Annotated in this window: 12 protein-coding genes and 1 riboswitch; of the genes, 4 read left to right on the top strand and 8 right to left on the bottom strand. The window is 34.7% G+C overall.

Annotated features, from left to right (window positions below):
• The first annotated feature begins 58 nt into the window (after positions 1-58).
• Together BUA82_RS00125 and BUA82_RS00120 are read left to right on the top strand one after the other, a co-directional pair.
• Positions 59-1,732 (top strand): 2-oxoacid:acceptor oxidoreductase subunit alpha, encoded by a 1,674-nt coding sequence (locus BUA82_RS00125; RefSeq protein WP_073003709.1) that lies wholly within the window; start codon positions 59-61, stop codon positions 1,730-1,732.
• Between the two features lies 1 nt (position 1,733).
• Positions 1,734-2,597 carry a 2-oxoacid:ferredoxin oxidoreductase subunit beta gene (locus BUA82_RS00120; protein WP_073003708.1) on the top strand — a complete coding sequence of 288 codons (864 nt, stop codon included), beginning with the start codon at positions 1,734-1,736 and terminating at the stop codon, positions 2,595-2,597.
• Positions 2,598-2,675: 78 nt separating this feature from the next.
• Here BUA82_RS00120 and BUA82_RS00115 read toward each other — a convergent pair whose 3' ends face one another.
• A complete protein-coding gene (locus BUA82_RS00115; RefSeq protein ID WP_073003707.1) occupies positions 2,676-3,179 on the bottom strand; it encodes a GAF domain-containing protein in 504 nt (167 codons plus the stop codon).
• Positions 3,180-3,334: 155 nt separating this feature from the next.
• Here BUA82_RS00115 and mntR point away from each other — a divergent pair, with 155 nt between their 5' ends.
• Positions 3,335-3,802 carry a transcriptional regulator MntR gene (gene mntR / locus BUA82_RS00110; protein WP_073003706.1) on the top strand — a complete coding sequence of 156 codons (468 nt, stop codon included), beginning with the start codon at positions 3,335-3,337 and terminating at the stop codon, positions 3,800-3,802.
• 59 nt (positions 3,803-3,861) lie between these two features.
• On the opposite strand, the gene BUA82_RS00105 is transcribed toward mntR, so the two are convergent.
• A complete protein-coding gene (locus tag BUA82_RS00105) occupies positions 3,862-4,350 on the bottom strand; it encodes a QueT transporter family protein (RefSeq protein WP_073003705.1) in 489 nt (162 codons plus the stop codon).
• Positions 4,351-4,736: 386 nt separating this feature from the next.
• Between BUA82_RS00105 and BUA82_RS00100 the strand changes: the two genes are divergently transcribed.
• Positions 4,737-5,162, top strand: a complete 426-nt coding sequence (locus BUA82_RS00100; protein WP_073003704.1) for a hypothetical protein — start codon at positions 4,737-4,739, stop codon at positions 5,160-5,162.
• A gap of 42 nt (positions 5,163-5,204) precedes the next feature.
• Here the strand turns inward: BUA82_RS00100 and adhE are convergent, their stop codons facing one another.
• From adhE to BUA82_RS00070, 6 genes are all read right to left on the bottom strand, one after another.
• On the bottom strand, positions 5,205-7,802 hold the full coding sequence (gene adhE, locus BUA82_RS00095; protein ID WP_073003703.1) for a bifunctional acetaldehyde-CoA/alcohol dehydrogenase: 2,598 nt from the start codon (positions 7,800-7,802) through the stop codon (positions 5,205-5,207).
• 128 nt (positions 7,803-7,930) lie between these two features.
• Positions 7,931-8,857, bottom strand: coding sequence for an ABC transporter permease (locus BUA82_RS00090; protein WP_073003702.1), 927 nt, complete (start codon positions 8,855-8,857; stop codon positions 7,931-7,933).
• A 1-nt stretch (position 8,858) separates the two neighbouring features.
• Positions 8,859-9,917: an ABC transporter permease gene (locus BUA82_RS00085; RefSeq protein WP_073005058.1), complete on the bottom strand. Its 1,059-nt coding sequence runs from the start codon at positions 9,915-9,917 to the stop codon at positions 8,859-8,861.
• The gene (locus BUA82_RS00080; protein WP_073003701.1) at positions 9,901-11,442 is read right to left on the bottom strand and encodes an ABC transporter ATP-binding protein; all 1,542 of its coding nucleotides are present in this window, start codon (positions 11,440-11,442) and stop codon (positions 9,901-9,903) included. Before BUA82_RS00080 ends, BUA82_RS00085 begins: the two co-directional genes overlap by 17 nt.
• Before the next feature lie 15 nt (positions 11,443-11,457).
• Entirely contained in the window at positions 11,458-12,567 is a 1,110-nt protein-coding gene (locus BUA82_RS00075; protein ID WP_073003700.1) for a BMP family ABC transporter substrate-binding protein, read from the bottom strand.
• Positions 12,568-12,590: 23 nt separating this feature from the next.
• A complete protein-coding gene (locus tag BUA82_RS00070) occupies positions 12,591-13,163 on the bottom strand; it encodes a xanthine phosphoribosyltransferase (protein ID WP_073003699.1) in 573 nt (190 codons plus the stop codon).
• A 94-nt stretch (positions 13,164-13,257) separates the two neighbouring features.
• A riboswitch (purine riboswitch) is annotated at positions 13,258-13,360 on the bottom strand.
• Positions 13,361-13,471: the final 111 nt, after the last annotated feature.

Here is a 13,471-nt window from a genome sequence, read left to right as displayed (position 1 = left end):
CAATATATAATATGGTTGTAATGAACAGAATGAATATCTGGAATAGAGGTGTTTTTAAATGAAATTTAATATATTAATAGGTGGTTCAGCAGGACAGGGTATGGATACCATTGCTACTACCTTAGAAAAAATCTTAAATAGAAGCGGGTTTTATGTTTTTTCCACTAGAGATGTAATGTCTAGAGTAAGAGGAGGTCACAGCTTCATTCAGGTTAGATTTGGCGATGAGCCCATTCATAGCCATAGTAATGAACTTGACCTTATTGTTGCCTTGGATCAAAATACCATAGACATTCACCTTCCAAGATTAAAGGAAGATGGAAAGATTATAGCTGATGAAGCTTTAAAAAGTGAAGATAGCAGAGTTTCTAAGTTAGGTCTTCTTCAAATAGCACGAGACCTTAAAATGCCTATAGTAGTAGGTGTGGTTGCTGCAGGTGCTGTAGTAAAATACTTTGGTATTACTTATGACGAACAATTTTCTTTCATAAGTCCTAAGTTCTCAGAAGCTATAAAGGAGGTTAACAAAAAAGCTTTCCTTGCTGGTTATGATTTAGTGGAAACTAAACATAATATAGGTAGCAGCAGCAATGAAAATCACATTTTAATAAATGGTAATAACGCCATAGCCCTAGGTGCCTTAGCAGGTGGAGTTTCTTACTATTCTGCTTATCCTATGACTCCAGCTACTTCTATAATGACATACCTTGCAAAAAATCAAGTAAAGGCAGGCATTGTAGTAGAGCAAGCTGAAGATGAAATAGCAGCCATAAATATGGCCCTTGGTGCTTCTTATGCTGGTGTTAGAGCCATGACAGGAAGCTCAGGCGGTGGATTCTCACTGATGGTTGAAGCTTTAGGTTTAGGTGGTATTGCAGAAATTCCTCTAGTGGTGGCAGACTCGCAAAGACCAGGACCAGCTACAGGATTGCCTACTAGAACTGAGCAAAGTGACTTAAGCTTTATGCTTACAGCTTCTCATGGTGAATTCCCAAGAATGGTTATGTCTGTAAGAAATGCTGAAGATGCTTTCTATCAAACTTTTAGAGCGCTAAACTTAGCTGAAAAGTATCAAACTATAGTATTGCTTTTAACTGATCAATATTTAGCTGATAGTAATATAACTATTCCTAAATATGATTTAAGCAATTTAAAAATTGAAGACTATGCTATAAGAGAAGTTCCAGAGGGTGAAGAATACAAGAGATACAAGATCACAGAAAGTGGAATTTCCCCAAGATTAATACCTGGAAAGGCAAAAGGGCAAGTATCCATTGTGGATAGTGATGAGCATAGCGAAGAAGGTCATATCATCGAATCTGCTGAAGAAAGAAATGCTATGATGGAAAAGAGAATGAGAAAAGCTATTCTCATGAAAGAAGATATGCAAGAACCAGATTACTTTGGAGTAGAAAATCCAGAAATCCTGCTATTAGGCTGGGGTTCAACTTATGGTTCTATGAAAGAAGCTGTAGAAATACTGAATAATGAGGGGTTAAGTGTAGGTGCTTTAAGCTTTGGAGACCTATATCCACTACCTGTACAAAAACTTAATAAATATAAATCTATAGCTAAAAAAGTTGTTAACGTAGAACAAAACTATACAGGTCAACTTGGAAAGCTTATTACTATGGAAACAGCCATTAAGATGGATCATAGTATTTTGAAATATGATGGAAGACAGATAATTGCTGAAGAAATATGCAGCAAAGTTAGAAACGAGGTGTTGTAAGATGTTAGATCTTAAATTATATGAATCTCATGACGAAAATGCATGGTGCCCTGGATGTGGTAACTTTGGAATATTAGATGCCATAAAGAATGCAGTGGCAGAACTAGAAATAAAACCTGAAGATATTGTTATGGTTTCTGGTATAGGCCAGGCAGCAAAAACTCCTCATTATATAAGAGCTAATGTATTTAATGGCTTACACGGCAGAGCCTTACCTCCTGCTCAAGCTATTAAAATGGCAAACAAAGATTTAAAGGTTATTATAACCGGAGGAGATGGTGACGCTTATGGAGAAGGAGGAAACCATCTACTACACGCTATGAGAAGAAATGTGGACATGACTCAGCTTGTTCACGATAATCAGATATATGGATTAACAAAAGGTCAAGGTTCTCCTACTACAGCAAGAGGTCAAAAGACTTCCATGCAATTTGAAGGGGTACAATCTGAGCCTATGCAGCCTCTAGCACTAGCCATTACTTTAGGTGCTACTTTTGTGGCAAGAGGTTTCTCTGGTGACAAAGAAGGCCTAAAAGAAATTATAAAGGCTGCTATTAATCATAAAGGTTATGCCATCATTGATATTATGCAACCTTGTGTAACCTTCAATAAGATTAATACCTTTAAATGGTATAAAGACAGATGCTATAGACTAGATGAATCCTATGATCCAACCAATAAAATGGCAGCTTTACAAAAAGCTTTCGAGTTTGGCGATGAAGGTATTCCTCTAGGAATCCTTTATAAAGAAGAAGGAAAACCAACCTTCAATGACTTACATCCAGTTATCAGTTCCTCAAAACCATTGGTAGATAGACAATGGAAACCACAGGATGTAGAACCATTTGTAGATCAATTCCTTTAAAAAAATAGCCATGCAGACTTATACTCTGCATGGCCTTTTTCATATCTAATTAAATGTTTTTCTTTATTGATCATAATATTAATAGCTTATTTTATTCCAATCCACATATGAATTTATAATATCTACTGCTTTTTCTAGATATATCTTATCTTCTTCATGAAACCTAGCTATGCTTGTGCTATCAATATCTAAAACCCCATAAACTTTTTCATCCTTAATAATAGGAATAACAATCTCAGAGTTGGAGGCAGCATCACAGGCTATATGTCCTTCAAAGCTGTTTACATCCTTAACTAGTATAGTTTCTTTTTCCTTTGCTGCAGTACCACATACTCCCTTCCCAATTTTAATACGAGTACAAGCGGGTAACCCTTGAAAAGGTCCTAGTACTAATTCTCCATTTTTTATAATATAAAAGCCACACCAGCTTATATCTTCTGTTAAAGCATTGATAAGAGCTGTTGAATTACTTAAATTAGTAACCACATCCTCTTCTCCTTCTAGAATTCCTTTAAGCATTAAAAGCATATTTTCATATTTTTCTTTTTGACTCATTTCTTTAAAAATACTTAAATCAAACATAATGCCTCCTTGTATAATGTAATTATAAATTATATACCCTAATATTATTTCATATATCCTTATCTTAAATCTACCATATTTAAGAGAGATTTTGATTAAATTTAGAATAAATTTCATATAATTTATTTATAACAATCTATTATAGGAGTAACATTTTGGATGACAGATCATTTTATACCTTTACTGAGTACTTTAAAAAGAATTTAAATTTAATTACCCCCTCTATGGAAGACTATCTTGAAATGATTTATAGATTAACACTAAACCAAGATTTTGCAAGAGTCAATGAGTTAGCCGAGGCTCTTAATGTACAGCCTCCTTCCTGCACAAAAATGGTTCAGAAATTATCAGATGCAAATTTAATCAGTTATGAAAAATACGGCGTTCTAAGGCTAACAGAGGAAGGAAAACTTCTAGGCAAGGCCTTGTTAGAACGACATAATATCATAGAAAACTTCTTAAAGTTAATAGGAGTAAATGAAGAAGACATATTATCAGAGGCCGAAAAGATAGAACATACTCTAAACTCCGAAACCCTGCATTGTCTAAAGGATCTAGTAGAATTCTTATCCATTAACCCTTCAATTTTAGAAGACTTTTATAATTTTAAAAGAACAACTTAATTAACTATATGCTAAACATAAAATCAGCCTGCACCTATTAAATGCAGGCTGATTTTATATTATTTTTTAACTTTTATCACTTCTAATACATGACTTTCTTTCTTAATTAGGTATCTGAATATAGGATATCCTACTAAGGTAACCACCACAAATTCACCTAAGGCTACCCAAAGAACACTATAAAGGAAAGGCAGATTAGCCACATAGTAAAGCATAGCTCCAATAAAAATACCATTTATAATAGCTGGCCATAAAGAGGCAATAAATAAATTCTTTGTCTTGCTCATAAGATAAACCGCTAATAATGTAGCAGCACTTCCTACTATCATATCAATAGGTCCCACAGTGCTGATAATATTGGCAACTATACAGCCTAATACCAAGCCTGGTATAAAAGCAGGATCTAAAAATGCCAAAAAGGTTAAGATCTCAGACACTCTAAACTGCACAGGCCCATAGGCCATAAAGCTAAAGGCATAGGTTAAAGCCGCATAAAGAGCTGCCACCACCGCTGTTTTTGCTACGAAGTCAACGCTCCTATTCTTCATAATAACATCACTTCCTTTTAATATTTTTTGCAAAAAAATAAAGAGGTATCCAAAAACCTCTCTTACGGCTAAAAACACAGAGAATTAAAAAGCTGTCTTTATAAAGACAGCCATGATAAACAAACCTAATATCCGTGTTTAGATTAACATGCCGTAGTTTTATTTATAGACAGGAGGCTTCCGAACTGTCTAGTTTATTCACTTCTTTATTATTATATACTGTGAATTACAATTTGACAACTTTTTATGAAGATTTTAATCCATTATCATGAGGTATATACTACACTTTAAGTAAATATTTGGTATAATAAAATTAAATATAATTGTTAGTTATATCAGCAAAGCTAATGATTAAAAGCTTTAAATTAATATGAAAGAGGTGTTTTATGAAAAAAATAATTTTCTTTTCTACATTTCTTTTTTTGATTTTAGTTTCTCTAATAGCATGTACTTCAGGAAAGAGCAATTTATATGTTAAAGCAGATAAAGCTCGAATACAGAAGCTTATGCTTAATGATACAAATAATTCCGCTACTGGTATCAATATTACCTTTATTAAAGATTCAAATGAATTAGAAAAAATTAAAAAAGCCTTTAAAGATTCAAAGAAAAGCACTGATGGTTCAAATTATGAGATGAATGACAGCAATTATTATGAAATTACATTTTATGAAAAAGAAAAACCTCTAGGCATTTATGGTATTTGGATAAATAAAGATTGGAGCAAAGCCATTTATCTAGACAGGCATTATTATTATTTAGATGAAGATGTGACAAACTATTTAAAGAATATAATATTTCAAAATAAGTAAAGTCCTGATAAAATCAGGGCTTTACTTATTGAATCATATACTTTATTGTTTATCAATTCCTTCATAAGCATTGATATACATCTGTTTTATTTCACTGATAAGAGGGTATCTTGGGTTGGCGCCAGTGCATTGGTCGTCAAAAGCCTGTTCACTCATCTCATCTAGACTAGAGTAGAATTTATCTTTTGGCACTCCAAATTCTTCTATGGTTTTTGGCATTTTTACCTTAGCTTTCAGTTCATCTATGGCATTAATTAAATTTTCTATCTTTTCTTCTGCAGTGTTTCCTCCTAGATGAAGATAATCAGCAATTACGGTATATCTCCATTTTGCATTTGGATATTTATATTGTGGAAAAGCTGCCTGCTTTCTAGGATTATCCACAGCATTAAATCTTATTACTTTATCAATAAGTAATGCATTGGCTACTCCATGGGGTACATGATGCACAGAGCCTAACTTATGAGCCATAGAGTGGCATACTCCTAAAAATGAGTTAGCAAAAGCCATGCCTGCCATGGTAGCAGCGTGAGCCATTTTTTCCCTAGCTTTTACATTATGGCTTCCTTCTTCATAGGCTAATGGAAGGTATTTAAATATTAGTCTAATCGCTTCTAAAGCTAATCCATTGGTATACTCTGAAGCTAAAACTGATACATAGGCTTCTATAGCATGAGTAAGTGCATCTATACCGGAAGCTGCTGTCAGTCCTTTAGGCATATTCATCATAAGCTCAGCGTCTATTATAGCCATGTCAGGTGTTAGCTCATAATCTGCCAGCGGGTATTTTATACTGGTTTTTTCATCAGTAATTACAGCGAAGGGAGTAACCTCAGAGCCTGTTCCAGCTGAGGTAGGTACTGCTATGAGCATAGCTTTTTCTCCCATGGTAGGGAACTTATAAACCCTTTTCCTTATATCTAAAAATCTCATAGCTAAATCTTCAAATCTTACTTCTGGGTGCTCATAAATAACCCACATTATCTTTGCAGCATCCATAGGAGAGCCTCCGCCTACAGCTATGATAACATCAGGGTTAAAGCTCTTCATTTCTAGAGCACCTTTTCTTGCGGTATCTAAGGTAGGATCCGGTTCTACATCAAAGAATACCTTAAAATCTATATTTTGTTCTTCTAAATTTCTTGTAACTATATCTGTATAACCTAGGCCATATAATACCTTATCTGTAACTATAAAAGCTCTTTTCTTGCCCATATCTCCTAATTCTCTTAAGGCTACGGAAAGGGATCCATATTTAAAATAAATCTTTTCTGGTACTCTAAACCACAGCATATTTTCTCTCCTTTCAGCCACTTGTTTTATGTTCATGAGATGCTTTGGTCCTACATTTTCAGAAACAGAGTTCCCCCCCCAAGAACCACAGCCTAATGTGAGAGAAGGTGCCAGTTTAAAGTTATATATATCTCCTATAGCCCCATGAGAGGCAGGCATATTAACTATTGTACGAGCTGTTTTCATTAATGATCCAAACTTATCTATTCTATCCTTAGAAGCTAGTTCATTGGTATATAGCACGGAAGTGTGTCCAAATCCTCCTAATTCTATGAGCCTGGCTGCTTTTGCTAGAGCTTCATCAAAGGTTCTAGTTCTATATATGGCTAATATTGGAGATAATTTTTCATGAGAGAAAGGTTCTTCTAGTTCCACGGACTCTACTTCTCCTATTAAAACCTTTGATTCTTCAGGTATATTCACTCCAGCCATTTCGGCTATTTTGTAAGCGCTTTGACCCACTATATTGGAATTAAGTCCACCCTTTTCATTTAATATAATCTTTCTAACCTTATGAGTTTCCTCTTCATTTAATATATAAGCTCCTCTTTCTTTTAATTCCTTCTTCACCTCATCATATATGCTGTCCATAACTATTAAGGACTGTTCTGAAGCGCAGATAACTCCATTATCAAAGGTTTTGGAAAGCAATATAGAACTTACAGCCATTTTTATATGAGCAGTTTCATCTATAATGGCCGGTGTATTTCCTGCACCTACGCCTATGGCAGGCTTCCCTGAAGAATAGGCTGCCTTTACCATAGCAGGTCCTCCAGTAGCTAATATTATATCCGCTTCTCTCATAACCAACTGAGATAATTCTACGGAAGGCTCATCTATCCAACCTATTATTCCTTCCGGTGCTCCAGCCCTCACAGCTGCATCCAGCACTATTTTTGCAGCTGCAATAGTACATTTTTTAGCTCTTGGATGAGGTGAAAATATAATACCATTTCTAGTCTTTAAAGTTATAAGCGATTTAAAAATAGCTGTAGAAGTAGGGTTTGTAGTAGGGATTATCGCTGCCACTACCCCTATAGGCTCTGCTACTTTAATTATTCCAAAGGCTTCATCCTTTTCTAAGATACCGCAGGTTCTGTCTTCCTTATACTTATTATAAATATACTCCGAAGCAAAGTGATTTTTTATCACCTTGTCTTCTACTATCCCCATACCGGTTTCTTCCACCGCCATTTTTGCCAAGTCTATCCTAGCGTTATTAGCAGCTATAGCAGCCTGTCTAAAAATTTCATCAACTTTTTCTTGACTAAAGGACGAAAACTCTTTTTGAGCCCTTTTAATATCCTCAATCTTTTGTATCAGTTCTTCTGCATTAGTAACCTTCATGTGGCGACCTCCTTAAACTAAAATAGTTATGTAATCTATAGTAGTATTTCCTTTTTTACAAAAAAAATTAACCATGGAACATTAATTTTCCATGGTTAATTTAGTAAATAATTATATTATATGAGACTTTATCTTTCTTCTCTAAAATATGCATTTCCTAAAGCTTCAGGTGATAAACCTTTTTTAGATTTTTTAATAGAAGATATTACAAGTACCACTATAGTTGTAGCATAAGGGAGCATATCTAAAATATATCTTGAAATAATTGGGTTAGCTAATCTAAGTCCCAATATATCCAGTCCTCCAAAAAGATAGGCTCCTATAAAAGCCTTATAAGGATTCCAGCCTGCAAATATAACTAAAGCCACAGCAATCCATCCACGCCCAGCGGTAACTCCTTCTTGCCAAGCAGGTACATAAACTAATGATAAGTACGCTCCAGCCAGTCCACAAAGCATACCACCTATTACTATATGAATGTACTTATATAATGGTACATTAATACTTGCAGCATCCGCCGAGGATGGGTTTTCTCCTACAGCTCTTAAGTTTAATCCTAAACTCGTTCTATATATATATACCCCCAAAATAATAGTTAACATGAAAGAAATATAAATGATAATATCATGATTAAAGATTATTTCCCCTATAAAAGGTATTTTTCCTAATATAGGTATACTTATGGGTCTAAATACCGCTTTAATACTATCAGGTACTGGTTCTCCCACAACTTTTTGTCCAAGCATTGTGGAGATCCCTGTTCCAAATATGGTTAAAGTTAATCCAGTTACTACTTGATTTGCCTTTAAACTTACGGTTAAAAAGGCATAGATTAGTGCTCCAAAGCCTCCAAATAAAGCTGCACCTAATATGGCTAAGGTAGCACTTTTTGTGTAGAATCCGGTTAAAAAACCAGCAGCTGCTCCCATAAGCATCATACCTTCCACACCCAGGTTTAGGTTACCTGATCTTTCTGTGAGTATTTCACCTAAGGTGGCAAGCAATAAAGGTGTTCCAGCTATAACTGCAGCATGTAAAAAAGCTGCTATATCCATACTATGCCACCTCCTTACTTCTAATAGTTATTTTATACTTTAAGAAAAAATCGCTGCCCAATACGCAAAATAAAATTAAAGCCTGAATAATGGATGAGGCTGAGCTAGATATTCCAAAAGCTGTTTGTATGTAGGCTCCACCTTCTAATAGCCCTGCAAATAAAAATGCTACTATCATTGCTATAGGTGCATTTAAATTTGATAACCAAGCTATGATTATGGCCGTATACCCCACTCCTCCAGCTACCTCAATGGATAGGGTTTGACTTACTGCTGAAGCTTGTATAAATCCTGTTAATCCACATAACATTCCACTGATAAACACTGCTTTCAAAATGGTTTTATTGATGTTTATACCAGCATATCTAGCAGTGTTATGACTTTCACCTAATACAGAGATTTCATAACCCATTTTGCTTTTTTTCATAAATAAATAAAAAATTATTACCACTATAATTGCTATAATCCAACCTATATGAATATTAAATACTTTTGGTAATATGGCATTCTTAGGAAAACTCGCTATTTTAGGAAAGTTCATAGCTTTTTTATCTCTCCAAGGTCCATATTGTAAAAAGGTTATAAATTTTAATGCTATATAGTTAAACATAAGTGTTACTATGGTTTCATTGGCATTAAAGTATACCTTTAAAGCCCCGGATATAAGGGCATATAATCCTGCAATTATCATAGCTGAAAGGCACATGACCATAAATAATATAGGTTTAGGAAGTCCCTTTACAAATAGCCCCACAAGAGCAGCCCCAAAAGCTCCCATAAGTATTTGTCCTTCCCCTCCTATGTTCCAAAACTGCATCTTAAAAGCTACGGAAATACCAATGGCGGTGATAAGCAATGGTATTGCTTTTATTATGGTTTGTCTAATTCTATAAGATGACCCAAAAGCCCCTTTTAGAATATAAGCAAATACAGAAAAAGGGTTATACCCTAAAGCTGCAATAAATATTCCAGATAGTAATAATGCTACCATAATTGCACTAATTATTACTTTTATTCTAATACCTTTGCTTATTTCAGCTCTCTTAATTAGCCTTAACAAGGAGTTCCTCCCCCTTTTCTTTTGAATTGCCTAACATCATAAGTCCTAATTTTTCTCTGGTAGCCTCCTGTGCATCTATTATTCCACTTATTTCTCCATGGCATAAAACCATAATCCTGTCGCAAAGTTCCATAAGTACATCTAAATCTTCACCTACAAATATTATAGAAGTACCTTTTTCTTTTTCTTTGTTTATAAGATCATAAATGTTATAACAGGTATTTATATCTAATCCTCTTACAGGATAGGCCATGATGAGAACCTTTGGACTTGAGGATAGCTCTCGCCCCAATAATATCTTTTGGATATTTCCTCCTGAAAGATATCTAATAGGATAATTTATTCCAGGAGTTTTAATTTCTAAGGTATCTATTAATTCTAAGGAATCTTTAACTGCGGCCTTTTTGCTTATAAAAGGTCCTTTTTGAGTATGATAAGATTTTAAAATAAGATTATCTACCATATTCATGGAAGCTACCAGCCCCATGCCTAACCTGTCTTCTGGTATAAAGCTCATGCTTATGCCGCGTTTAATAAATTCTCTTGGATTTTTTCCTTTTAAATTTTCTCCATTAAATATGATTTCCCCTTGGGATACATTACCAATGCCTGCTAAGGCTTCACAAAGCTCTTTTTGCCCACATCCTGTAATACCGGCAATGCCCAGTATTTCACCTTCTTTAACATTAAAGGAGATATTTTTAACAGCCTCCATACCATCTGTGTTTAGGGCTCTTAAATTTTTAATTTCCAATACTTCTTTACCTGGAAGCTTATCAATCTTTTTAATGGAAAGGTCTATGGATCGACCTACCATAAGTTCTGTTAGCTCTTTAGCATTAGTTTTAAACTTTGGCAAAGTAGCAACGGTTTCCCCTTTTCTAAGTACAGTTATCTTATCGCTTACTTCCATAACTTCATCCATCTTGTGAGTGATAAAGATAATGCCGCAGCCTTGCTCCCTCATTTTTTTCATTATGTTAAATAGCTTTTCAGTTTCTTGAGGTGTAAACACCGCTGTGGGCTCATCCAATATAAGAACTTCTGCCCCGCGATAAAGTACCTTTAAAATCTCCAGATTCTGTTTTTCTCCTACGGACATATCACCTACATATTTATCTAAATCCACCTCTATACCATACTTGAAAGATATTTCTTTTACTTTCTCATCCACGGGTTTTCTGCTTATAAATATCTTTTTTTCTTGACCTAACATTATATTTTCTCTTGCTGTAAGAGCATTTACCAGCTTAAAATGTTGATATATAGTACCTATACCACATTGAGTGCTATCCTTAGGAGAAGAAAAGCTTTTTTCCATACCCTTCACTTTAATATTACCTCTATCAGGGGAATATACCCCTGATAGAATATTTATTAAAGTACTCTTTCCAGCTCCATTTTCTCCCAATAGGGCATGTATTTCTCCAGGATAAATATCTATATTCACATTATTACATGCTTTTACTTTTCCAAAAATTTTGCTTATTCCTCTTACAGAGATAACAGGTACTTTACTTTTCATAATTTCCTCCAGAGTCTAATTCTTAGGGATATTTCCCTCAACGCCTTCCACAAACCAATCTATTTGCCAAACTTCTTCATCACTCATGGTCTTACCTTCTGCTACCTTAACATTTCCTTTTTGATCCTTTAAAGGTCCTACAAAAATTTTATTTTTTCCACTCTTTATTTCTTCTGTGGCTTTTTGCACTTTTTCTTTAGCTCCTTCAGGTACTAACTCAGTAAGAGGTGCCTGCATAACTATATTATCATTTATTCCACCCCAGTACTTTTCTGATTTCCAACTTCCATCCATGACAGCTTTAATCTGTTTAACATAATATGGACCCCAGTTCCAAACCGCAGAAGTTAAATTTGCTTTCTTTGCAGAAGCACTCATGTCTGTGTTATATCCAATGGAAAACTTACCTTTTTCTTCTGCCGCTTGCTGTGGACCAGCAGTGTCTTGATGTTGTGCTATAACGTCTGCACCAGCATCTATAAGAGCTACAGCTGCATCCTTTTCAGTAGCAGGATTATACCAGGTGTTTGTCCAATTTACTTTAACCTTTATAGCTGGATTTACAGATTGGGCACCTAAAGTAAAAGCATTAATATTTCTTATAACCTCTGGTATAGGGAATGCTCCTACAAAGCCTAAAACATTGCTCTTAGTCTTCATGGCAGCCACTATTCCGTTGAGATACATAATTTCATGTATTTTGCCAAAATATTGTCCAAGATTATCAGAAGTTTCATATCCTGAGCAGTGCATAAAAGTAAGTTCTGGATGTTCTTTTGCCTTAGATAAAAGACCTTCATGGAATCCAAAGCTGGTTCCTATTATTACATTACATCCCTGTTCTATCATATCCTGTGCAACCTTTTCTACTTCTGCCTTATCTTCTTTAACAGATTCTTTTATAACAGTTTCTACCCCTAGTTCTTTTTCTAAATACTTCCTCCCTTGATCATGGGAGTAAGTATATCCTCCATCACCTACAGGTCCTACATATATAAATCCAACCTTTACCTTTTCTTTTTTGCCATCCTTTGCCTCTCCATCATTACCTTTACTAGCGCATCCTGATAGTAATAATGCTGAAGAAAGTAAAACAGCACCTAAAGACTTTATGTATTTGTTCATTGTTTAAATCTCCTCTCCAGTGTTTATTTAAAATATATTTTATTATCTTCAATTTTTTCAATGATAGCTAAAGCTTCCACTCTTACATTTTCATCTTCAATAACCTTCCTACCCATTTGAAACCCCTTTTCTATTACCGCTGCAAATCCAACCACCTCAGCTTCAGCTTGTCTTACTATGTCTATTAAACCTAAAGCAGCGCAGCCATTGGCAAGAAAATCATCAATAATGAGTACCTTATCTTCCTTACTTATGTAATCTTTACCTACCCTTACGTTATAAGTAGTATTTTTTGTATAGGAGTGTACTTTTGCCTCATAGGTTCCTTTGTCCATGTTAGTTGCGGGAAATTTCTTTGCAAATACCACTGGAACAAAGTTAAAATATTGTGAAGCTATAGCAGCTATTCCTATGCCAGAAGCCTCAATGGTTAGTATTTTAGTAATTTCCTCTGTTTCAAATCTTTTTTTAAGCTCCTTACCCATATTATTAAATAAATGGATATCCATAGAGTGATTTAAGAAGCTTCCAACTTTAACAATGCTACCTTCTGAAAGCTTTCCATCCCTTAATATCCTTTGCTTTAACTCTTCCAACTTCCGTTCCTCCTATGTAGTATTTTAATTTAAAATAAAAAATCCTAGGCATCTGCCTAGGAATATACGACTAAATCCGAACATCAAAGAACATTCAGAAACAGACGTATACTCGTAGTCAGGTAGTTTATGGCCTCCTGGTAGAAACGCTCAATCCATATTATCGAGCATATACGGTATACGAACATTTATTAAATTTTTAGCGCGATCATTCGGGTGCAATATGTATATAAGTATAATATAACATAATTGTATAAAAAGCAAGAAAATTTTTGGTAAAAAACAAAGTCTTAGTAAACACTAAGACC

The organism is Clostridium amylolyticum (assembly GCF_900142075.1).
Classification (GTDB): domain Bacteria; phylum Bacillota; class Clostridia; order Clostridiales; family Clostridiaceae; genus Clostridium_AA; species Clostridium_AA amylolyticum.
Note: the sequence above shows the minus strand (reverse complement) of the source record. Positions and strands in the feature narration are given on the sequence as shown.

What these genes read in the sequence shown, in the direction of transcription:
- BUA82_RS00125 (WP_073003709.1), top strand. Translation starts at nt 59, where the DNA reads ATGAAATTTAATATATTAATAGGTGGTTCAGCAGGACAGGGTATGGAT.
- BUA82_RS00120 (WP_073003708.1), top strand. Translation starts at nt 1,734, where the DNA reads ATGTTAGATCTTAAATTATATGAATCTCATGACGAAAATGCATGGTGC.
- BUA82_RS00115 (WP_073003707.1), bottom strand. Translation starts at nt 3,179, where the DNA reads ATGTTTGATTTAAGTATTTTTAAAGAAATGAGTCAAAAAGAAAAATAT.
- BUA82_RS00105 (WP_073003705.1), bottom strand. Translation starts at nt 4,350, where the DNA reads ATGAAGAATAGGAGCGTTGACTTCGTAGCAAAAACAGCGGTGGTGGCA.
- BUA82_RS00100 (WP_073003704.1), top strand. Translation starts at nt 4,737, where the DNA reads ATGAAAAAAATAATTTTCTTTTCTACATTTCTTTTTTTGATTTTAGTT.
- adhE (WP_073003703.1), bottom strand. Translation starts at nt 7,802, where the DNA reads ATGAAGGTTACTAATGCAGAAGAACTGATACAAAAGATTGAGGATATT.
- BUA82_RS00090 (WP_073003702.1), bottom strand. Translation starts at nt 8,857, where the DNA reads ATGGATATAGCAGCTTTTTTACATGCTGCAGTTATAGCTGGAACACCT.
- BUA82_RS00080 (WP_073003701.1), bottom strand. Translation starts at nt 11,442, where the DNA reads ATGAAAAGTAAAGTACCTGTTATCTCTGTAAGAGGAATAAGCAAAATT.
- BUA82_RS00075 (WP_073003700.1), bottom strand. Translation starts at nt 12,567, where the DNA reads ATGAACAAATACATAAAGTCTTTAGGTGCTGTTTTACTTTCTTCAGCA.